This is a genomic window from Sporosarcina sp. PTS2304 (assembly GCF_003351785.1).
Classification (GTDB): Bacteria; Bacillota; Bacilli; order Bacillales_A; family Planococcaceae; genus Sporosarcina.
Window position 1 is genome coordinate 2,426,131 of record NZ_CP031230.1, and the last position, 20,299, is coordinate 2,446,429.

The following is a 20,299-nucleotide window of genomic DNA, read 5'->3' on the forward strand; positions in this document are numbered from 1 at the left end:
TGTGTAAACTGTATAGGAAAGGGGGTTTTTTTATGTCAGCTTTACCAAATTGTCCAAAATGCCAGTCAGAATATACATACGAAGACGGAAACCTTCTCGTCTGTCCCGAATGTGCGCATGAATGGACACTCGAGTCGATGGATGAATCCGCAACAGAAAGTATGGAAGAAGTAAGAGATGCTAACGGAAATGTATTGCAGGATGGGGATTCTGTAACGGTCATCAAAGATTTGAAAGTGAAAGGAAGTTCCAATGCATTAAAGATGGGAACGAAAGTGAAAAGTATTCGTTTAGTAGACGGAGATCATAATATCGACTGCAAAATTGACGGCTTCGGCGCGATGCAATTAAAATCCGAATTCGTGAAAAAGATTTAATACAAAAAGAAAAGATCACTTCCGATACATTCGGGGGTGATCTTTTCTTTCGGAAACGCTTATCAATTCGTCTGAACGGGGGGTGCTTGCACAACAGGTGTCAGCGCTTGTAACATATCACTTCTAGATTTTGTGAGTGTTGCGGAAACGCCAAGCTTTGCCAAATTGGAAATAATCTTCTTTATGTCCATCTCTTTAGCCACTTCTTCCACCTCAACCTTCCTAGTTAGTTATATAGACGTTTAGTAGCTCGTGAAGTTCTCTTTTTCAATAAAAAATTTCCTTATTCCTATCATACCACTCTGAAAGCATTTTAAATCTTTCATTTATGTTACAAATGAAGTTTTTTTGCAAGTTTTTTACCTTTCTGATGATAATCCGCACTTTTGACATACCCCATATAGGTATATTAATATGGAGTTATAACTACTATGCAAGTCTGTTTATCATCCAAATAAAGGAATGGATATTTGGAAATGAAGTGCTTTTGACGAGTAGTTAGAGTAGGGTAAATAGCTCCTCCTGTGCAGTGCAGAAAATGGGTGTACATGTGAGGATTTGTTGGGAAATCAGTTGGTGTTCGTCCAGAAGCTAGAGTGGCGGATGTGACTTCTCCAATGCGGTACAGAAAAGTAGGGTATGTGCTAGGATTCTCCCTCCAGAACCGGACGCTTTCCTGAGGGCATGCGGCGGACTCGCCAAAAGTGCGTGGCGATTACGCCTGTCGTGCTGATCCTCCAGGAGTCGCCGGTTCTTCCGGGAGAATCCTGGAGGTTGTGTCGAGAAGTCAGTTTGTGTTCGTCCAGAAATAGAGTATGGTAAGTTCCGTTTCCTGAACAGAGTGGTGAAACTTTGGGTTGGCTGACTGAGTGCAAATAGAGGCGTTTCTTTTTCCGCTCAGTTCATTGAAACAATCATAGTTGCTGATAACACTTCACCGCTATCTACCTTCAAAAGCGGTCGCATGGTATCAGACAATTCTACTTGGTTTTCACCCCTACAAAGAGTAATCAAACTGTCTTGCACACAAAGTACGGCTGGCGCTGGAAGACGATCGACTCCGGGAGGATCAAAGACGACAGGCGTAACCCGCAGCGCTTGGGGGTCCGCCGCGTCCCCTCCGGAAAGCGTATCGTCTGGAAGCGCAAGCCGCATGACATTCCAAGTCAGCCTCACTACATTCAATATTCTACTTTCGTGAACGAACACAAGGTATTAAACAATTCTACTTGGTTTTCACTACCTACAAAGAGTGATCAACCTGTCTTACATACACAAAGTACGGCTGAAGCTGGAAGACGATCGACTCCGGGAGGATCAAGGACGACAGGCGTAACCCGCAGCGCTCTTTTGCGGGGTCCGCCGCGTCCCCTCCGGAAAGCGTATCGTCTAGAAGCGTAAGCCACAAGACATTCTAAGTCAGCCTCACTCTATCTAATAAACGAACATAAAGTAGCACACAAGTCCACGTAGTTTTCACCATCTACAAAGAGTGATCAAACTGTCTTACATACACAAAGTACGGCTGAAGCTGGAAGACGATCGACTCCGGGAGGATCAAGGACGACAGGCGTAACCCGCAGCGCTCTTTTGCGGGGTCCGCCGCGTCCCCTCCGGAAAGCGTATCGTCTAGAAGCGCAAGCCGCAAGACTCTCTAAGTCAGCCTCACTCCATTAAACTTTCCATAGTCCAGATCGTTTTAAACTAAATAAACGAGAGAACTATGCATAATATGGTTAATTAATAGGCTTAGCTACTATATATATTAATAGAAAGGTGGAAACAGTTTTTGACAGTCATCCCTGAAGATTTTCTCACTGAAGAATCGGTAGTTTCTTGTCGCAAAAGTCATCACCCTGAAGAGGTTAAAAAGAATTTGATTCACCGGCTAAATAGAATCGAAGGCCAAATTCGTGGAATTAAAGGCATGATTGAGCGAGATGTGTATTGCGACGATGTAATTACGCAACTATCAGCTACCCAATCCGCTTTAAACAGCACAGCAAATGTTTTATTGGAAGGTCATATAAAAGGTTGTGTGAAGAGCAGAATGGACGCTGGAGACGAAGAGGTTTTGGATGAATTACTAACAACCATTTCAAAATTGGTACGAAAATAAGGAGGAGTTTTGTTATGAAAGAAATGACAATAAACGTACAAGGTATGACATGCAATCACTGCGTACAAGCAGTGGAGGGCGCACTTACAGAATTAACAGGCGTTGAACGCGCTCTGGTAGATCTGGCAGCGAATAATGTAGCTGTTCAATTTGACGAGTCAGCTGTCACTGTGAGCCAACTGCAGGAAGCTATTGAAGATCAAGGATTTGACGTGGAAGCTTAGGATACAGAAAGGTGTTTTGTCTTATGGGAGAGCACAAAAAAGAAATCGAAATTACTGGCATGTCGTGTGCATCGTGTGCGAACCGCATTGAAAAAGGACTGAACCGACTGGACGGGGTCTCATCGGCGAACGTCAATTTCGCCACGGAAAAAGCGCTAATCATGTTTGATTCCGATCAAATAAAATTATCAGAAGTTGAACAACAAATTCGCAAGCTTGGATTTGATGTGCTAAAAGAAGAAGCGCATTTAGACATTCATGGCATGACATGTGCCGCTTGTTCTGCCCGAATCGAAAAAGTGGTGTCCCGTATGCCCGGGATTGAGTCTATTCATGTCAACTTAGCGCTTGAAACAGCCCACGTCCTATACGATCCTGCAGTCGTCAAGCTGCCTGAAATTTTACAAAGAATCCAAAAGGTTGGCTTCGAAGCGTCCGAACGAACCGAAGATACAGCTTCCACGGATCATAGACAGCAGGAGATCAGTGAAAAAACACGCAAATTGATTATATCAGCTATCCTCTCTTTGCCGCTTTTATGGACAATGTTCGCGCATTTCTCTTTTACTTCCTGGATGTATGTGCCAGCCCTCTTTATGAATCCTTATTTCCAGTGGGCGCTGGCCACACCTGTACAGTTTTGGATAGGCGCGACATTTTATAAAGGTGCCTACTCCGCATTGCGCAACGGCAGCGCGAATATGGATGTACTCGTGTCTCTAGGTACATCAGCTGCTTATTTCTATTCTGTCTATTTAGTCGTAAGCGGATCCGGGCACGGCTTGTATTTTGAAACGAGCGCAGTGTTAATTACACTAATTTTATTAGGTAAATTATTTGAAGCGCGTGCAAAAGGCCGTTCTTCAGAAGCTATTCAAAAACTGATGAAGTTACAGCCGCAAATTGCGATTGTAGAAAAAGACGGGACTGCAAAAGAAGTACCTATCCACGAAGTACTCGCTGGAGACGTGTTGGTCATTCGACCCGGAGCTTCTATTCCGGTAGACGGTATCGTATTGTCTGGATCTTCAGCTGTTGATGAATCCATGCTGACAGGTGAAAGTTTACCTGTTGACAAAGAAAGCGGCGATGATGTATTTGCCGCCACCGTAAACGCAAATGGTTCTTTACGGATCGAGGCAGGAAATGTCGGAAAAGATACAATGCTATCAAACATCATTCGTGTAGTAGAAGAAGCTCAAGGATCTAAAGCACCTATTCAACGACTGGCTGACAGAATTTCCGGCATCTTCGTTCCAATCGTAGTCGGGATTGCCTTGATCACTTTCTTCGTTTGGTATTTTGCTGTAGCTCCCGGAGATTTTGCTAGTTCATTGACGAGTATGATTGCCGTGTTAGTCATTGCTTGTCCGTGTGCACTCGGTTTAGCGACCCCTACTTCCATCATGGCAGGTTCCGGTCGTGCCGCTGAAGAAGGTGTACTGTTTAAAACGGCAGAAGCTATGGAACAAACACGGTCGATTGATACTATCGTTTTCGATAAAACGGGAACGATTACGAAAGGACTTCCTGAATTAACAGATTTCCATAGTAGGCACGGGGCAGCACGTGAAACATTATTAGCACTTGCCGCCGCTTCTGAAAGCGACTCTGAGCACCCTGTAGCAAAAGCCATTACAGCCTACGGAATGACTCATACAACGTCTCTCCCTTCAGTAGAGAAGTTCGAAGCCATTCCAGGGTTCGGGATTCGTACGAGTATTGGCGGTCAAACGATTTTACTCGGCACGAAAAACTTACTGTCACGTTATGATGTTAAAACAGATTCTTCTATCGCTTCTATCGAGCAAATGGAAGGTGAGGGAAAGACGGTAATGTTCATGGCAGTAGATGGTGTACATGAAGCGGTCATTGCCGTCGCAGATACGATAAAAGATACATCTAAACAAGCGATTACTGAACTTCGCTCAATGGGGCTAGACGTTATTATGTTAACTGGTGATCAGCAAATGACAGCGGAAGCCATTGCGAAAACCGCAGGCATTGATCATGTAATCGCAGGGGTCTTGCCTGATCGTAAAGCAGAAGTTATACAGTCGTTGCAGGCAGAGGGCAAGCGTGTGGCGATGGTTGGTGATGGCATTAACGATGCGCCTGCACTTGCTGTCGCGGATATTGGTATGGCCATGAGCACGGGAACTGCCGTAGCGATGGAAGCGGCTGATGTGACGCTGATGCACGGGGATTTGCTGCGTGTAGTAGATACGATTCGAATGAGTAACTTGACGGTCCGAAATATTAAGCAGAATTTATTTTGGGCACTTGCCTACAATTCTATCGGTATTCCTATTGCGGCGGCTGGATTGCTGGCGCCTTGGGTAGCTGGGGCTGCGATGGCATTTAGTTCGGTTTCTGTCGTATTAAATGCTTTACGTTTGCAACGTGTGAAGTTGAATTAGTGGAGTGAGTGGCTGTCCAGAAATTCAGTGGTGACTGATTTTCTGTGACGGCTTTTTTTATGGAGACTAATCAGTTGGTGACGTGTGGGATGTCGTTACGTTGCGTTTCAGCCGGACTCGTTTGTGGTAATGTGAAATAAACCTTTCACTGCTCTAGAGAGAGTACGAAGAATACTGGTTACTGTCTGCGACAAACTTCTATAAAATTAAATTGAGCGAGAGGTAGACGGATGGTTTTTCTCTGCGGCATTTGCGCTAATAACTTAATGTACAACTTTTTTGTATGATAGAAACTTGAATGGTTTTTCTATTCATCGTACGATATGGAAGAATCTATTTATGAAGAAGGTAGGTTACTATGAAAAAAACTATATTACTGTTAATGTCTGTACAATTTTTTGTTTATTTAGGATTCGGCATTATTATACCCATTCTACCTGAAGTGATTTTAGCTGAAGGCTATTCTGAAGTGCATGTCGGGGGATTATTAACGATTTATGCATTGTCTTCGTTTTTTACTGCTCCGTTATGGGGTGCTTTGTCTGATCGTACCGGCAGAAAGAAATTGATAATGATCGGGTTGGTCGGTTTTAGCTTAAGCTTCTTCCTGTTCGCCCTCTTCATGGAGCATTTATTGATGCTCTACGTATCCCGTATTGTCGGAGGGATATTCTCTGGGGCGTTGTATACTGCAGTGACTGGGTTTGTTGCAGATTTAACTACAGAAGAGAATCGCAATAAATATATGGGACTTCTAGGCATGTCTATCGGACTTGGGTTTATTTTCGGCCCTGCGATCGGGGGAATTCTTGGAGATATCCAATTGCAAATTCCGTTTATAGCTTCCGGAACATTGACACTTCTCCTAACAGTCTATGCCTTCCTCATTTTAAGGGAACCTGACAGACATAGTTCAGCAAACAAACGGGCGATTCTTCCAAAAGGTGCCTCTACGATGTGGCAGTATCGAATTCGTTATTTGTTTTTGACTTCATTTATCATTACCTTCTTACTTGCCGGGGTAGAGTCTACATTCCAGCTATTTCAAATCGATAGGATACACATCACTCCTTTGCAACTCGGGTACCTATTTATGGTGAGTGGCTTAGTAGATGCAGCTATTCAAGGCGGTGTTGTCCGTCGTGTGAAAAACGGAACAGAAACGTCCTGGATCATCGTTGCACAAATCGTTACAGCGATTGGTTTAGTACTCATTCCATTTTCGATGAATTTGTTATGGGCCGGCTTTGCGATGAGTGTCTTTACTGCAGGTAATGCTCTTGTTCGGACTGTACTCGTCTCGTTAACTACAAAAGAAGCTGGCGGGATGTACGGAACCGCTGCTGGTTTATCGTATTCCATGGATAATATGGGGCGCATAATCGGACCATTATTATTTACTTGGATTTTCACGATGCAAGCGGGCAATATGTATTTTATTTCAGCTATTTTGGCCATACTGTCAATAGGACTTGTGTTTGTCTTTAGAAAATCTACACGTACACTGAAGCATGTGCAGGAGCCAGTCGCGTAACTAGTGCATACGATATTCTATTGAAGCATGTAATTTTGTTCATGACTGAAGAGACGGTACGATGCTTTTCGCTTTTGATTCGTATGTCCGCTATACTAAAGGAATAGTATATTAGCTGCAGGAGGAACTATATGACGCAAGTGATTAGTTTAATCATCACAAGTACGTTGATTATTAACATATTTTTAGCTATCGCTTTAATCTTTCTCGAACGAAGAGATCCCGCAAGCACCTGGGCATGGCTTCTTGTTTTATTTTTTATACCTATTGGCGGCTTTATCATTTATTTATTACTCGGTCGCCAGTTACGGGAAAAGCATTTATTCCGGTGGGAAGGTAGAAACAAAATCGGGATAGAGAAGTTGATTACGTATCAGCTAGAAGCGATTGAAAATGAGTCGTTTGAGTTTTTAAAGCCTGATACGGAGAAGTATGGGGATATGATTTATTTACACTTACGCAATAATCATTCCGTTTTGACACAAGATAATGACGTTCAAATCTTTACGGATGGTAAGAAAAAATTTGAAGCATTGCTGACAGATTTGGAACATGCAAAAGATCATATCCATATTCAATATTATATTTTCAGGTTGGATGGGATTGGCCAGAAAATTGTTGACATATTGATCCGAAAAGCAAAAGCGGGTGTGAAGGTGCGCGTGTTGTTTGATGATATCGGTTCACGCGGTTTGCATGTGAAGCATTTTCGTGAGCTAACGGATAACGGCGGAGAGGTGGCAGCATTCTTTCCAGCGACCTTGCCGCTAATTAATCCTCGACTGAATTACCGTAATCACCGCAAACTTGTAATCATTGATGGAAGGATCGGATATATTGGCGGATTCAATGTAGGAGATGAGTATTTAGGACTTAATAAAAAGTTCGGTTATTGGCGCGATGCCCATTTACGGATGGAAGGCAGTGCTGTGCATCCCATGCAGACGCGCTTTATCCTCGATTGGAATCAAGCGTCCGCAAAAACTAATATTCAGTACAATGAACACTTTTTCCCTGCCATTCCCCGCAAAGGAACGGTAGGCGTTCAAATCGTTTCCAGCGGACCTGACTCCGAATGGGAAGATATTAAAGATGGGTATTTAAAAATGATTTCATTGGCTAAAGAATATATTTATATTCAAACACCTTACTTCATTCCAGATAGCAGTGTACTGGACGCATTGCGGATTGCAAGTTTATCGGGAGTAGATGTACGAGTCATGATTCCTAATAAACCTGATCACATGTTTGTGTATTGGGCGACGTATTCGAATGTCGGACTTCTGCTTAAAGCAGGAGCTAAAGTGTATATTTATGAAAATGGCTTTATTCATGCAAAGCAAATCGTTGTTGATGATCAAGTGTCGACGGTCGGCACCGCCAATATCGATGTGCGGAGTTTCCGTTTAAACTTCGAAGTAAATGCTTTTATCTACGATCGAGAAATTTCTCATGAACTTGCGGAAATCTTTGAAATGGACATTCAGAACTGTACAGAGCTAACATATGATAATTATATGGAACGCGAACGAATGATTAAAATAAAGGAATCGATTTCAAGATTACTCTCCCCTATCTTATAAAAAAACTAGCCGGTGAAGAGACTCCCTCTTTACCGGCTAGTCATATTAACGAACACCTACGTATTCTTCTAGCGTAATATTTTGTTTGAAAATCTTCTCTGCCACTTCTTTTCCGACATATCGATAATGCCAGGATTCATGTATATACCCGGTTATTTCTTCTTTATCTTTCGGGTAGCGAAGGATGAAGCCGTATTTATGTGCGTGAGCCGCCAGCCATTTTGCCGCTTCTGTATCACCGAATGACGTAGAAGCCCAGTAGTCTTCATGATTGACTTCACCAATATCAAATGCCAAGCCAGTCTGGTGTTCAGAATATCCAGGACGCGCACTATAACGGTCTGCAGCCTCTTGTCCATCTCTTTTAACATACCGTTCATATAAAGTTACTTGATACTCATAGGAACGATACGTACTGAATGCTTGCAAGTTAATCCCTGATGTCAGCGCCTCTGCTGCCAATTCGTTGAACGCTTCTCTAGCTTCTTCACTTTCTCCAGGAGTGTAGTCTTTTGGTAGAGGGTATTGTTTATTTGCCAGTAATATTCCATCTATTATTTTCGGTTCTTTTGGCAATTCTGTCCCTTCTACGTATTCTATCGGATTAGCTGGCTTTGCTGATTCAGCTGCCTGATCACTAGTCGAACTATCTTCAGTAAATGGTACTTTCTCTGCCGCTCTTAGTGGTTCTTGTTGCGGATTAGTAATTTCGTCCACTTTTTGTTCTTCATGACGTATAACCGAACTTTCTTTATTCATTTCATCTACAGAAAGCCGACTATCCTGTACTTGAAGTTCCGACACATCTTCCACACTCTGATTATTTGAGATCAACCAGTTGATCACTCCAATGAAGAAGATAAAAGTAACTCCGGCTACCATATACGTTCTATTACGCCCACGCGCAGACTGGTTATTTCTTTTTTTCATATTGTATTAACCTTCCCTCTTTCTCAGTCACTTATCCCGTAGTATAGTGTATCATTATTTTTCTTTTTCGTCTTTCTATGCTACTATTCATTGAAATCTATTCATGAATTTAGAGTGAGGTATACGAATTGAATAATCAACGTTGGCTCTCTATGAGCTTTTTTGTTTTCTTCTTCACATGGGGTATTTTCTTGCCTTATTGGACAGGATGGTTGACGTCCGCAAAAGGTCTTTCAGTTACTGAAGCGAGTATGATTATGAGTGCTGGGATGATTGCCCGGGCACTCTCGACGTTCTTTTTATTTCCACTGGCTACGCAAAATTTGTCGCTTCTTCGTGTTGTTCGATTAACGACACTCGTTTCTCTTCTTATCGCATTTGCCTACTTACCAAACAGTCCGTTTTTCGTTTTATTTGGATTAACTGTACTTTTTAGCGCTGTCTACCCTATTATTTTACCTGGTGTGGAAAGCGGTGCTTCTCTGCTTATGCAACACGAACGAATTCATTACGGAAAAAGCCGTTCGTACGGATCAATCGGTTACACTGTCGCCCTCCTGCTAGTCGGGACAGTTACAGCCGTTTGGAATGAACAAGCAATTCTCTACATAATGATTGCAGGGCTAGGAGTCGCTCTATGGTTTTTCTATCAACAAGCACCTGCAGTTCTTGCACAAGCACCTCCGGTAGATTTAAAAGCAGACAGAGGACAATTGAGAAATTTATTCGCCAGCAAATCTTTTGTTATCGTATTATGTATTGCTGTTTTACTACAAGGAGCCCATGCATCTTATTATAATTTCGGTTTTATTTTTTTGGATGACTTAGGAATTAACGGTTTTTATATAGGAGTCATTCTTAATATTGCTGTGCTTTTCGAAATTTTTTTTTCACACAGGCGGATCGGTTATTAGCGCACGTTCGTACGTCTACTATCTTTTTACTAGCTGCCATCGGTTCTACTATACGCTGGATTTCTATTTTCTTATTTCCTAACACAGAAGTATTTATAGCGACTCAAGTATTACATTCTGTCTCATTTGGAATGGCTCATTTCGCATTTATACAATTTCTCTCGAACAATGTGCCACGTCATCTGATTGCTACTGCACAAGGCGTCTATGCAGCAGTTGCAATGAGTCTAAGTGTAGCGATTCTGACATTTCCTGCAGGTTATTTATACGACCAATCGTCTCGCTATGCGTTTCTAAGTATGGCTATCTGCTCTATCATTGCATTGCTCGTGATCGTTTGGTCGAGACAACGCATAGCAGACACGTTATAAAAATGAGTATGTTAGTAGCGCACAATATAAAATTTAAAGCAACATGATGTATAACAGCGTACAGAGTGAGGCTATCGCGAAAAATACAGCCATCCACAACATCCACTTAGACTCACGGATCAATCCTTGCTTTTTATACATTGCAGTGCGTGCTGCATTGGTTAGTGTGAACATGACAAGCATGGACAAGATAGCGAACTCTAGATTTAACTGGATGATAAAATAAAGGGATACGATGGCTGAAGCGGCAATCGCTACGCCCATAATCCATTTTGCTTTCATATGATGACACTCCCTATTCGCTTACAAAATAAAAAAGCTGGTTTTCACCAGCTTTCCATGTATCTCACTTTTCTTTAACTACTGGTTCTTCTTTAGCTACTGGTGGATCTACACTCTTAAAGTAGAATTTACGTCCCAAATATGTTTGGAAAATCAGCAGCAAACCACCGACGGCCCAATATAAAGGGAGTGCTGCCATAACTGTATAAGAAATAAACATAATCATAATAGGTGACATGTAAATAAATAGCTTCATCTGTTGCTGTTGCTGTTCAGGCATTGTCCACAATGATACACGAGCTTGAACAAAATAAACGGCACCCGCAACTAGCATCATGATGATATCCGGCTCACCTAGTTTGAACCATAAAAATTCATGATTTTTCACTTCTGGTGGTGCATAAAGAATCGCAAAATACAGACCCATGATAATCGGCATCTGAATCACTAACGGTAAACAACCCATATTTAACGGGTTGACACCGTGCTTCGAATACAGTCCCATCATTTCTTGTTGTAACTTCATCTGCTCTTCTTTGTCTTGAGCTTCTTTAGATGCTTTCATCCGTTTTTGGATATCTTCCATTTCCGGTCGCAGTCCATCCATCTTAACTTTCATCTCTTGTTGCGATTTATAGTTCTTCAACATCAACGGCATCAATATTACACGAATCGCTACAGTGATAAGAATAATCGCAAAACCATAGTTACCATTAAACATTTCACCTAGATAATGAAGGAGCCATTCCATCGGACGGACGAATGTGCTGTAAAACATTCCTGTTTTATTTTCTACGCCCGAACAACCACTTAAAAACACAGCAGTTATAGCCAACAAACTTACAAGTCCTATTCTTTTCTTCAATGATTTCACCTACGCTATCTCAAACTAATGAGAATTATACATCAAACAATGTAAAAGTTACAGTGAATCATCTTGATTAAACGAAAATTGAAAGTAATTCCCACTCAAATCTTTACGGAAGCGCATTGGTGTGAATCCAGTATATTTTTTAAACACGCGAGTGAAATAACTTTGATTGCAAAAGTGAAATTTTTTCGCTATTTCTGATATTTTTTGATCTGTAAAGCGCAAATAATATTGTACTTCTTCAATCTTACGTATCATAATAAACTCGACAAGCGTCACTGACGTATATTCGCGGAATATACGAGATAAATGACTCGTACTCACGTTGAACTGCTTCGCTATTTCCTCTACTACTAACTGTTTTTCAACATTTGTGTTTATATACTGAATCACTTCATTTACTGTGTCGTGGGAGAGCTTTGGAGTATCACGTTCCTTCAGAATATAGCAGTAAAATTCTATTAGTTCGTCTCCAATCTCAACCGCATTTGCTTCTGTTAAGTTTTGTTCAATCAATACTATACAAGTCGCATTAAATGTAAATGCATTTTCATCATTTAAAAGCTTTTCTTCTTTCATTCGTCTTGTTACCATTGACGACATTACAATGAAATAATATTGTATAGCTTTGGTTGAAGATTCAGGTATATAATCAGATAAAATAGTCTGAATTTCTTTGAGTGTATAGCGAGCCAGTTCCTTTTCTAGATTAAAGATATGATTCAGCAACTTTCTTTCCAATTGAAAATACGTTTTAGCTATTTTTACGCGATTTTCGCTTTCATTTGTGCTGATTAATACTAGATTTGAGGCTTCTATTTTTTTACTAGTCATGAGTTTCACCCCACTCATTCTATAAATATCAGACTTTTCATGACGCATCCCTATATGTAAATCATTTTACCTTATCCTACAAATTTATCTATAGTTTATGTATTTACTGATATATATAGGATAAAGCACCCCTTTTAAAGAGGTGCTTTTTGTATGAATATGATTAGTTGTCATTGCTATTCTTTTCCATCATTTGGTGAGTGTTGTTAGTTTGTTTGAGGGGAGTTTTCTGAGGTGTCTGCATTCTTTTTGTATAAACCGTCTTTTTCTGATGCTTTTTTATCGGGATCTTGCACTTCTTGGTTGTAATAATGAACGCTCGTCTGCGCTCCTTCAGAAACCATGTTGTTGTCAGGAATGTCTTCGGGATCAGAATGACCTACTTTTTCTACTGTCTGGTCAACTAACGTATTGTTATTCATGAATGTATCTACTTTATCTTTTAAGACACTTACAGTTTCCATCGCTTTATCACGATTTTCCTTCTTACTGAAATATGCATATGCCCCTGCTGCCAACGTTGCTAAAAATAAGCCGTTTGTTTTTTTACCTGCCATAAATACCATCCTCCGTAATAAATAATTTGTAGTGATCTTCTACTTACAGCTTAATATACCCGACCACTGTATTTTTCAAACGTCTGAACTATCACCTTCCATACATACAAGGAAGATGTGACAGACATACGTCATGTGTCTCAGTAGAACACTTTTACAAGACTACTCTATGCGGATAGACAGATAAAAAGCACATCTATTGTACGGATTTACTAAAAGAGTACTAGTTCATTTTATCAACATCGTAGTTTTAAGAAAGCTAATTTGATATACTATAGAGAAAGAAAGTTAGGGGTGAACATGTGATGATTCGAAAAATGACGGTAGATGATATTAAAGATGTTCAACAAATCGCTCTTACCTCTTGGCAATATATGTTTGGAGAGTATATTCCAGAAGAAGTGATCCAATCATTTATCGAGCGTACGTATTCTGATTTAATGTTAAAAAAACAAATTGAAAAAACAACGGTATTGCTTGCTATAGATTCTCAAGAACAAACGGTAGGATATCTTAGTTATACACCAATAGACGTAGATGGCGAGAGCGAGGTTACAGCGCTGCATATGCTCCCTTCACACTTGAATTGTGGCTACGAGGAGTTATTACTGACGGAAGCATTACAGTCATTGAGTACAGCTCAGAATGTCGATGTGTATGTAGATGAACGTTCACGTGATCTTCAAGAGTTTTATAGTAAGAATGGGTTTGTTTTAGTTGAATCTTTCCAAGAAGAGTTTGAAGGCATTCCTGTTGAAACGATTCATTATTCATTACCGATTAAGCAACATGCTCATTCGTAAAAGCTAATCAAAAACGATACAAGAAATAGATATAATAGACATCAGCGTAAAGGAATAAACATTCTTTACGCTTTTCTCTATTAGTAGTGTTGTAGAAGTAGTGTACTCGTTAGGATTCTCCCTACAGAACCGGACGCATTACTGAGGGGGCGCGGCGGACTCGCCAGTAGTTCGCTTTCGATTACGCCTGTCAAGCGCAAAGATTCCCCTATACTATATGCATGTGATGTAGCTTAAAACTCTGGATAAAACACAAAAAAACGAGCCTGGTTCGTTTTACTCCAGACTCGTTTCGTATTAATTCATCCAATTCGATTGATTTGCAACATATTCATCTTGTGCGACTTCCGGTGCCATAGGAGGTTTCTTTGTGAAACATAAGATACCAGCGATGTATAGCAAGATAGACGTCAATGACAGGATTCCGTTAAATAAACCAGCTATTATGAATAGCGTTCCTGCAGCTTTCGCATTTGTGCGCAACTTTACTAGCCCGATAATATTTAACACCAAACCAATTAATGCTACCGCCACACCTACCCAAATAAACATAGCGAACACATCGAAGAATTCCATGAACATATCGAGTTCAGAAACTGATAATGTTCCATCTGCCAACATTACTTCTCGGAATTGCTCCATCGTATTTGGATCATTTCCTGCCATATTGAGAAAGAATCCGAAGACGATCAGCATCGCCATTCCGAAAAAAGTGAAAATAGCTGCAATAATCGAGAGGATTTTCTCTGCCGTGCGGTTAATCATTCCACATCACCTACTTCTGTAATTTTTCTTCTCTTATACCTATACGCTAGGCATACCAAAAAGTTTCAAAAAAGTGATGTGGCTGACTATTAGGCTTTCACATCATTGTATTCATCGCTACGATCAAAAGCGTTCACTACATATGAACAAACAGCTTTCATCTTGAGTCCTTTTTCACGTGCATTTTCTGCCGCTTGGTCAAGAAGTTTTTTCGCTACACCTTGTCCACGTAAAGAGTCGTCTACATATGTGTGCGTCATCGTCATAATCCCTTGATCTTCGGACCATTCAATTTCTGCTGTGACATCGCCATCGCTTTTATGTTGATAAGCGTACTTATCTCCACCTAACTCTACAAGCTCCAAATCCAATTCTTGCGGCAAGTTCATGTCTTTTTCTTCACTCATGTATATCTCTCCTTTGTAGTTATCTCTTCTATCCATTAACGTACCACGAATTTCACTTAACTAAACAAAGATTTAAATGAATCTGCCATGTTGCGGAAAAATTCTTTTACTTTCTCCCAGAAGCTCGGGTCAATTTCCCCAAGCTTATCTTTTACTTTGGAAGCCATATCGGTTAATTGTTCATTCAGTTTAGAGAAATCGATATCCAACTTTGAAATTCTGTCCATCAAGTCAATTAGCAGCTGACGGTCGGCTTCACTTAACTGGATATTAAATTTACTCAACTGTTCACTCACAATTTTCTCTACATCTTCTTTAGTGGCAGGTTTTTGCTCGGCTATTTGCTGTTTGATTTCTGTCAATAGTTTCGCTACTTCATCTTTATCCACACCGACTTTTTCAGAGAGCTTTGTCGCTACACTCAATTCATCATTTGCGATATCTGTCCGTTCCGTATCCAACACTTCACCAGATACTTCATATGCTTTATAAATACCGACAAGAGCTGAATGACCCGTCACTTTTTTAGGAGATGCCACTTCTACGATCGCATCTTCAATTCCTGCTGTCAGCATCGCAGTCGCGTACATATCTGCCGTAACTTGAGTAATATGATCTGGCGTCGCAATTTGAATAACGAGGCCTTCACCTTCTTCAGTGCGTGTGATTTTAGCGGAAGAATACATCCGTGCATTACGATCTCCACCGGGAATATATTTAATCAAATCGTTCCCATCTACTGAGAGTTCCTCTACTTCAGCTTCATCGGCAACTTTCAATTCCATTCTGACTGCGGCTTTTTCATCGTCAGATAAATTCGCACCATACACCACGATAGGCACGCCCAGTTTTTCATTTATCACGTCATCTGCAAAAGCTGAAGGTGTGATCATGCCCACCATCAACAAAGTCATCAGCACATAAGCCAACCCTTTTTTCATATCATCTCGCCTCCTGTTTCGATACAATAGATACGATTGGGCAGATCAAAAAGTTGCGTGTGGCTCATGATTTACGTGTAGTCCATCCATCCTGTTGGACAATTCTTCCTTCTTTCATCAGCTTACCAAGCGCTCGTTTAAATGCGCCTTTACTCATTTGGAACATCTCTTCGATCTCTTCTGGTGACGACTTATCAGTAAACGGCATTTTATCTCCTGCCTCTTGCAAGTAAGCAAGAATTTTCTCGCCATCTGTTTGCAGACGATCTTGTTTTCTCGGCAATAATGACCCATTCAATGTGCCGTCATCACGTACACCAATAATTCGTATTGTCACTTCTTCTCCTAGTCGTGGCTCCTGTTGACGTTCTGTTTCGTGAACGAATATTCGTTTTACATCTTCCGTTAAAAAGAAAGATCCCACAGGTAACAGACGATAAGCACGTGCTTGAACGTCTTGATTGTACATCTCTTCGTCCGCAATGGTGAAGTGTTCTTGTACACGTTCTTCCGTTACTAGACGACCAAATAAATTGCCGCCTGGATCTGTGCGCAGTGTCATATATAATTGATCGCCCGGCTGAGGCCACAGGTTTTTCATCTGCGGGAAATCTGCCCGATTCACTAGCACTTCAAATGATGCGCCGATATCAACATAGGCACCTTCTGAATGATCTAGCCGAATCACTTTTGCCCACCCGAATGTATCGACTGTAAGTGTCGGTAATTGAGCAGTCGCTGTTAGTTCGCCTCTCCTATTGATATAGAGAAATACCTCGACCATTTGCTGTTCTTCTAGGTCAGGTGCTTCTGAAACGTTCATATAAATTTCTTCTCCAGCCGCATCCAATACAAAGCGCGAACCTTCTTTGCGAAGAATCTCAAGTGTTGCAAGCGTGCCTGATTGTAATAACGCCATAATTTCTAACTCCTTTTAGTGTGCTTTACTTTTAAGTTTCTTGATGAATTCTGGATCTTCTTCCAATGCTTCTACTAAATCTGTTATACGATCCATCGCATTCCAACTTAGATGATGCTCAATTCCTTCCACATCACCGTATATATTTTTCTCTTCCACTCCGATAATACGCAAAAATTGTTCCAGTAATTCATGGCGATGAACAAGTTTCTTACCAAAACGTAAACCGCGATCTGTTAAGGCCAATCCACGGTATCTTTCGTAATGAACATATCCTTCGCGATCTAGTCTTTGCGCCATCTTTGTTACAGACGAAGGCAATACGGAAAGCGCCTCTGCCACATCCGATACGCGCGCTTCGCCTCTTGTTTCCAACTGCAAATAAATTTGTTCAATATAATCTTCCATACTCGGTGTAGCCAAACTATCGCCCCCTTATTGGACTTTCTGTATACAGAAAAACATATAAAAAGTTTAGGATTGTGTTGGATGGGTAAATTAACTACACAACAAAGAAAAGGAGTGATCTACTATGGCTCGTTTACTATGGCTCGTAATTGTAGTACTTATAGCATTATGGGTGATCGGTTTAGTCGCTAAAATTGGTGGCGGATTCATCCACATTCTTCTAGTAGTAGCCGGAATTATTTTTATCCTTCAGTTATTAACCGGAAGACGATCGGTATAGTAATATGAATAGTCCAACAATGCTCTTTCTGTTTTCAGATGATTCTCGCGTATAAGCACGTGTTGCGCAGGTCTTGTCCGTTTGCAGAAAGAGCATTTTTGCGTAGTATTCCCTCTAATTCAAAACCAGAACGCTTCGCTACTGCACGACCTTTACTATGCTTTTCATCACAGTGATATTCCACTCTCTCCGCCTGCAGTTGTTCAAAAGCAAAATCAGTAAGTGCTTTTACAGCTTCTGTCATAAAGCCCTGTCCTTCAAATTTCGTATCAAGCCAATAATCCAAATCAAACTTTCGTATACCCCAATCAATAGAACACAATCCTACACTACCTATAAACTCACCGGTTTCCTTCAAAAATAGATAAAAGTATAAATTTTTTCTTGCGATAAAGTCAGCCACACACTGTCGGACATGTTCTTCTGTCGTCTCAATCGTCAATTCTTCTTGAGCCCACGCTGTAAATCTTCGTAAACTCGGCATAGAACGAGCAACTGCGCCCCATACATCCATTGAATCATGTAGTTCAGGCGCACGCATCAATAGCCTTTCCGTTGCAATAGATTCATCAAAACGAGGAATACTTTTTTCGTGCCGTTGCTGATCTTCCCAGCGTACAGGTGTAGTCGTGCCTGCCAAATAATCTTCACGAGTCATGCCATACGTTACCGCATCATAATACGTATTTTCCTTCGGCAAGAACCACGCTTGACGCAAATGAGCTTCCTTAACGAATCCGGCACGTTCAAAAGCTTTTCTCATAGCCGCGTTATCATGCCGCGTATGCCCTTCGATACGAATTTTCTGTTCCGGCAATTCAAAAACGTATTGAGTCAATTTCTTTAATGCACGCGAGCCATAGCCATAGCCTCTGAAACGATCCGCAATTCGCAAGTCAAACAACGGAACGTCTTCTTGTAGATCATAGACTTTAACGATGCCCACTTTTTCATTCTCATTATTTTCTATCCAAAATGTTTTCACATCATCCGATGCGTAGCCGCCCTCTTCAATAGACTTCTCTAATAATTCTCGCCCTGGTTCACTAATATCATGATAAGGCCAAGAGTTCGTTGTCATAAATTGAATTAATAAGTCCTGTTCTTGTATCGTCCATTCTTGTAAACGCATAAAACTCCTCCATCACGCCTGTTTCCGAGCACATAACCTGCTTGCTCTTACCGTTACGTGGTTTGCTGTACTTCGATTGCATGTTCATATGCAATGTTAACTAAATCTTTCACATGCTGATCTGCTAACGAATAGTATACCATTTTCCCACGTCTTTCCGACTTGGCTAATGAATGCTCGCGCAAATAGCGTAGATGATGGGACGCTGTGGCCGATGAAGATTGAATAACTGCTGCTACATCACAGACACACATTTCCGATTCTAATGTTAAAGAATACGCAATACGCAGCCTCGTTTCATCTGCCAGTGCTTTAAAGATTTGTACCATCTCTGTTACGTCCGGTAGTTCATTTTGAATTTTCCGAACTACATCTTCATGTACGATTGTCACTTCACACGCATCTTGATTTACCACTCTGTCACCCCATTTTTTGTTACTTTATTACAGTAATTATATAAATAGTAATCAAAAAAATCAATTCATTCAAACAGCGATTTGAACTAATCTTCTTATGTTTTATGTGCTTGTTGTCCGTGAATTTTTTCGTATAATTCATCTTCTGTAGATATGTCAGCCAGCTTCACTTTCGAGCGGTAGGCAGCACGGATGATTACATGGCCTGCTACTGGAGCCGTTAAAAAAACAAAACCAATTCCAAGCAATAGCCGCACACTGATGAAATTCTCTGAAGCAAGAAAATATACAAACGCTCCCGACAAAGTCAGCAATACAGCAAGTGTCGAACTCTTTGTTGCTGCATGCGACCGGGTATAGACATCAGGTAAACGTATTAATCCGAAGACACTTAATATACTAGCGATCGCACCTGTCAATATGAGCAATGCTCCTACAAATTCACCCATCTCTCCTACGTTCAACGATTTTCCCCCTCTCAATAAATTTCGAAAAAGCAATCGTTCCGATAAATGATAGAATACCTAAAATCAAAATGGCTTCTAAAAATGCTTTTGTATTCATTATGACCGACACCACTGCAATTGTCGCGATTAAATTTACCCCTATCACATCCAACGCTACTACTCGGTCCGGCAATGATGGTCCAAGAATGATACGAATGACTGCCACCAAAATAGTTAATGCAAAAAGAATGACAGAAATCATTAACATACCTGCAATCATCGCGTCACCTCCATAATCGCTTTTTCAAAATTTTGTAGTTGGTTGATCAAGCCATCACGTGACTCTTCTACATCCATCGCATGAATATAAAGTTCATTGCCTTCTGGGGAAACTTCCATAACGACTGAGCCAGGCGTTAATGTCAGCAGCATAGAAAGCATCGTAACTTCTACATCACTACTTAATATCGTTTCATATTTGAAAATGCCCGGTTTTATACGTAACGTCGGCCGCACAATTTGTGAAATAACTACAATGCTAGACTGTATCAATTCACGGATGAAGATGAGCAGAAGTTTACAAGCTGCATACACTCTACGTAAATAAAAGTGCGTTCCGAAAAAACGACTCATCGCGAATATAATACCGAGCCCTACTAAGAAGCCCATGAAAAACGTCGTAAATTTCAGTTCGTCTTCATCCATTAACGTCATCCATAAAAATGCGATAAACAAATTTAATAGAAGTTGTACTGGCATGCTGTCT

24 protein-coding genes and 1 pseudogene are annotated in these 20,299 nt (G+C 40.9%); 9 read left to right on the forward strand and 16 right to left on the reverse strand.

Annotated elements, in window-relative coordinates:
* The first annotated feature begins 32 nt into the window (after positions 1 to 32).
* On the forward strand, positions 33 to 377 hold the full coding sequence (locus tag DV702_RS11560; RefSeq protein ID WP_114924895.1) for a zinc ribbon domain-containing protein YjdM: 345 nt from the start codon (positions 33 to 35) through the stop codon (positions 375 to 377).
* 62 nt (positions 378 to 439) lie between these two features.
* Here DV702_RS11560 and DV702_RS16865 read toward each other — a convergent pair whose 3' ends face one another.
* Complete coding sequence (locus tag DV702_RS16865) at positions 440 to 589, reverse strand: Lmo0850 family protein (protein WP_158232460.1); 150 nt, start codon at positions 587 to 589, stop codon at positions 440 to 442.
* A gap of 1,577 nt (positions 590 to 2,166) precedes the next feature.
* Between DV702_RS16865 and DV702_RS11570 the strand changes: the two genes are divergently transcribed.
* From DV702_RS11570 to cls, 5 genes are all read left to right on the forward strand, one after another.
* Entirely contained in the window at positions 2,167 to 2,496 is a 330-nt protein-coding gene (locus tag DV702_RS11570; RefSeq protein ID WP_305849681.1) for a metal-sensitive transcriptional regulator, read from the forward strand.
* 14 nt (positions 2,497 to 2,510) lie between these two features.
* Positions 2,511 to 2,720, forward strand: coding sequence for a copper chaperone CopZ (gene copZ / locus DV702_RS11575; protein ID WP_114924897.1), 210 nt, complete (start codon positions 2,511 to 2,513; stop codon positions 2,718 to 2,720).
* Positions 2,721 to 2,743: 23 nt separating this feature from the next.
* Positions 2,744 to 5,140, forward strand: coding sequence for a heavy metal translocating P-type ATPase (locus DV702_RS11580; RefSeq protein ID WP_114924898.1), 2,397 nt, complete (start codon positions 2,744 to 2,746; stop codon positions 5,138 to 5,140).
* A 358-nt stretch (positions 5,141 to 5,498) separates the two neighbouring features.
* A complete protein-coding gene (locus DV702_RS11585; RefSeq protein WP_114924899.1) occupies positions 5,499 to 6,674 on the forward strand; it encodes an MFS transporter in 1,176 nt (391 codons plus the stop codon).
* A 131-nt stretch (positions 6,675 to 6,805) separates the two neighbouring features.
* A complete protein-coding gene (cls, locus tag DV702_RS11590) occupies positions 6,806 to 8,257 on the forward strand; it encodes a cardiolipin synthase (protein WP_114924900.1) in 1,452 nt (483 codons plus the stop codon).
* A 45-nt stretch (positions 8,258 to 8,302) separates the two neighbouring features.
* Here cls and DV702_RS11595 read toward each other — a convergent pair whose 3' ends face one another.
* Entirely contained in the window at positions 8,303 to 9,187 is an 885-nt protein-coding gene (locus DV702_RS11595; protein ID WP_114924901.1) for a M15 family metallopeptidase, read from the reverse strand.
* Between the two features lie 152 nt (positions 9,188 to 9,339).
* On the opposite strand from DV702_RS11595, the pseudogene DV702_RS11600 reads away from it, so the two are divergent.
* Positions 9,340 to 10,472 (forward strand): annotated as a pseudogene (locus DV702_RS11600) (MFS transporter).
* 33 nt (positions 10,473 to 10,505) lie between these two features.
* Here the strand turns inward: DV702_RS11600 and DV702_RS11605 are convergent.
* The 4 genes from DV702_RS11605 to DV702_RS11620 all read right to left on the reverse strand — a co-directional run bounded on the left by DV702_RS11605 (position 10,506) and on the right by DV702_RS11620 (position 13,016).
* Positions 10,506 to 10,754, reverse strand: coding sequence for a hypothetical protein (locus DV702_RS11605; RefSeq protein WP_114924902.1), 249 nt, complete (start codon positions 10,752 to 10,754; stop codon positions 10,506 to 10,508).
* Positions 10,755 to 10,818: 64 nt separating this feature from the next.
* Complete coding sequence (yidC, locus tag DV702_RS11610; protein WP_114924903.1) at positions 10,819 to 11,619, reverse strand: membrane protein insertase YidC; 801 nt, start codon at positions 11,617 to 11,619, stop codon at positions 10,819 to 10,821.
* A gap of 57 nt (positions 11,620 to 11,676) precedes the next feature.
* Positions 11,677 to 12,459: a helix-turn-helix domain-containing protein gene (locus tag DV702_RS11615; RefSeq protein ID WP_162805790.1), complete on the reverse strand. Its 783-nt coding sequence runs from the start codon at positions 12,457 to 12,459 to the stop codon at positions 11,677 to 11,679.
* Between the two features lie 206 nt (positions 12,460 to 12,665).
* A complete protein-coding gene (locus tag DV702_RS11620) occupies positions 12,666 to 13,016 on the reverse strand; it encodes a hypothetical protein (RefSeq protein ID WP_240315608.1) in 351 nt (116 codons plus the stop codon).
* A 305-nt stretch (positions 13,017 to 13,321) separates the two neighbouring features.
* Here DV702_RS11620 and DV702_RS11625 point away from each other — a divergent pair, with 305 nt between their 5' ends.
* Positions 13,322 to 13,819 carry a GNAT family N-acetyltransferase gene (locus DV702_RS11625; RefSeq protein WP_114924906.1) on the forward strand — a complete coding sequence of 166 codons (498 nt, stop codon included), beginning with the start codon at positions 13,322 to 13,324 and terminating at the stop codon, positions 13,817 to 13,819.
* A gap of 297 nt (positions 13,820 to 14,116) precedes the next feature.
* On the opposite strand, the gene DV702_RS11630 is transcribed toward DV702_RS11625, so the two are convergent.
* The 5 genes from DV702_RS11630 to mntR form a co-directional block, all read right to left on the reverse strand.
* A complete protein-coding gene (locus DV702_RS11630; RefSeq protein WP_114924907.1) occupies positions 14,117 to 14,584 on the reverse strand; it encodes a DUF4064 domain-containing protein in 468 nt (155 codons plus the stop codon).
* 89 nt (positions 14,585 to 14,673) lie between these two features.
* A complete protein-coding gene (locus DV702_RS11635; protein ID WP_240315609.1) occupies positions 14,674 to 14,991 on the reverse strand; it encodes a GNAT family N-acetyltransferase in 318 nt (105 codons plus the stop codon).
* Positions 14,992 to 15,047: 56 nt separating this feature from the next.
* A complete protein-coding gene (locus DV702_RS11640; protein ID WP_114924908.1) occupies positions 15,048 to 15,932 on the reverse strand; it encodes a DUF1002 domain-containing protein in 885 nt (294 codons plus the stop codon).
* A 64-nt stretch (positions 15,933 to 15,996) separates the two neighbouring features.
* Positions 15,997 to 16,851: a CvfB family protein gene (locus DV702_RS11645; RefSeq protein ID WP_114924909.1), complete on the reverse strand. Its 855-nt coding sequence runs from the start codon at positions 16,849 to 16,851 to the stop codon at positions 15,997 to 15,999.
* A 15-nt stretch (positions 16,852 to 16,866) separates the two neighbouring features.
* Positions 16,867 to 17,274 carry a transcriptional regulator MntR gene (gene mntR / locus DV702_RS11650; protein ID WP_114924910.1) on the reverse strand — a complete coding sequence of 136 codons (408 nt, stop codon included), beginning with the start codon at positions 17,272 to 17,274 and terminating at the stop codon, positions 16,867 to 16,869.
* Between the two features lie 109 nt (positions 17,275 to 17,383).
* Between mntR and DV702_RS11655 the strand changes: the two genes are divergently transcribed.
* A complete protein-coding gene (locus tag DV702_RS11655; RefSeq protein WP_114924911.1) occupies positions 17,384 to 17,539 on the forward strand; it encodes a lmo0937 family membrane protein in 156 nt (51 codons plus the stop codon).
* Between the two features lie 34 nt (positions 17,540 to 17,573).
* Here DV702_RS11655 and DV702_RS11660 read toward each other — a convergent pair whose 3' ends face one another.
* The 5 genes from DV702_RS11660 to DV702_RS11680 form a co-directional block, all read right to left on the reverse strand.
* Positions 17,574 to 18,671: a GNAT family N-acetyltransferase gene (locus tag DV702_RS11660; RefSeq protein ID WP_114924912.1), complete on the reverse strand. Its 1,098-nt coding sequence runs from the start codon at positions 18,669 to 18,671 to the stop codon at positions 17,574 to 17,576.
* Positions 18,672 to 18,724: 53 nt separating this feature from the next.
* Complete coding sequence (locus tag DV702_RS11665; protein WP_114924913.1) at positions 18,725 to 19,087, reverse strand: ArsR/SmtB family transcription factor; 363 nt, start codon at positions 19,085 to 19,087, stop codon at positions 18,725 to 18,727.
* Between the two features lie 95 nt (positions 19,088 to 19,182).
* A complete protein-coding gene (gene mnhG, locus DV702_RS11670) occupies positions 19,183 to 19,551 on the reverse strand; it encodes a monovalent cation/H(+) antiporter subunit G (protein WP_114924914.1) in 369 nt (122 codons plus the stop codon).
* Positions 19,529 to 19,813 carry a Na(+)/H(+) antiporter subunit F1 gene (locus tag DV702_RS11675; protein ID WP_114924915.1) on the reverse strand — a complete coding sequence of 95 codons (285 nt, stop codon included), beginning with the start codon at positions 19,811 to 19,813 and terminating at the stop codon, positions 19,529 to 19,531. Before DV702_RS11675 ends, mnhG begins: the two co-directional genes overlap by 23 nt.
* Positions 19,810 to 20,292 (reverse strand): Na+/H+ antiporter subunit E, encoded by a 483-nt coding sequence (locus tag DV702_RS11680; RefSeq protein ID WP_114924916.1) that lies wholly within the window; start codon positions 20,290 to 20,292, stop codon positions 19,810 to 19,812. The genes DV702_RS11675 and DV702_RS11680 overlap by 4 nt, the downstream gene beginning before the upstream one ends.
* Between the last annotated feature and the right edge of the window lie 7 nt (positions 20,293 to 20,299).

What these genes read in the sequence shown, in the direction of transcription:
- DV702_RS11560 (WP_114924895.1), top strand. Translation starts at nt 33, where the DNA reads ATGTCAGCTTTACCAAATTGTCCAAAATGCCAGTCAGAATATACATAC.
- copZ (WP_114924897.1), top strand. Translation starts at nt 2,511, where the DNA reads ATGAAAGAAATGACAATAAACGTACAAGGTATGACATGCAATCACTGC.
- DV702_RS11580 (WP_114924898.1), top strand. Translation starts at nt 2,744, where the DNA reads ATGGGAGAGCACAAAAAAGAAATCGAAATTACTGGCATGTCGTGTGCA.
- DV702_RS11585 (WP_114924899.1), top strand. Translation starts at nt 5,499, where the DNA reads ATGAAAAAAACTATATTACTGTTAATGTCTGTACAATTTTTTGTTTAT.
- cls (WP_114924900.1), top strand. Translation starts at nt 6,806, where the DNA reads ATGACGCAAGTGATTAGTTTAATCATCACAAGTACGTTGATTATTAAC.
- DV702_RS11595 (WP_114924901.1), bottom strand. Translation starts at nt 9,187, where the DNA reads ATGAAAAAAAGAAATAACCAGTCTGCGCGTGGGCGTAATAGAACGTAT.
- DV702_RS11605 (WP_114924902.1), bottom strand. Translation starts at nt 10,754, where the DNA reads ATGAAAGCAAAATGGATTATGGGCGTAGCGATTGCCGCTTCAGCCATC.
- DV702_RS11615 (WP_162805790.1), bottom strand. Translation starts at nt 12,459, where the DNA reads ATGACTAGTAAAAAAATAGAAGCCTCAAATCTAGTATTAATCAGCACA.
- DV702_RS11620 (WP_240315608.1), bottom strand. Translation starts at nt 13,016, where the DNA reads ATGGCAGGTAAAAAAACAAACGGCTTATTTTTAGCAACGTTGGCAGCA.
- DV702_RS11625 (WP_114924906.1), top strand. Translation starts at nt 13,322, where the DNA reads ATGATTCGAAAAATGACGGTAGATGATATTAAAGATGTTCAACAAATC.
- DV702_RS11630 (WP_114924907.1), bottom strand. Translation starts at nt 14,584, where the DNA reads ATGATTAACCGCACGGCAGAGAAAATCCTCTCGATTATTGCAGCTATT.
- DV702_RS11635 (WP_240315609.1), bottom strand. Translation starts at nt 14,991, where the DNA reads ATGAGTGAAGAAAAAGACATGAACTTGCCGCAAGAATTGGATTTGGAG.
- DV702_RS11640 (WP_114924908.1), bottom strand. Translation starts at nt 15,932, where the DNA reads ATGAAAAAAGGGTTGGCTTATGTGCTGATGACTTTGTTGATGGTGGGC.
- DV702_RS11645 (WP_114924909.1), bottom strand. Translation starts at nt 16,851, where the DNA reads ATGGCGTTATTACAATCAGGCACGCTTGCAACACTTGAGATTCTTCGC.
- DV702_RS11655 (WP_114924911.1), top strand. Translation starts at nt 17,384, where the DNA reads ATGGCTCGTTTACTATGGCTCGTAATTGTAGTACTTATAGCATTATGG.
- DV702_RS11660 (WP_114924912.1), bottom strand. Translation starts at nt 18,671, where the DNA reads ATGCGTTTACAAGAATGGACGATACAAGAACAGGACTTATTAATTCAA.
- DV702_RS11675 (WP_114924915.1), bottom strand. Translation starts at nt 19,813, where the DNA reads ATGATTGCAGGTATGTTAATGATTTCTGTCATTCTTTTTGCATTAACT.
- DV702_RS11680 (WP_114924916.1), bottom strand. Translation starts at nt 20,292, where the DNA reads ATGCCAGTACAACTTCTATTAAATTTGTTTATCGCATTTTTATGGATG.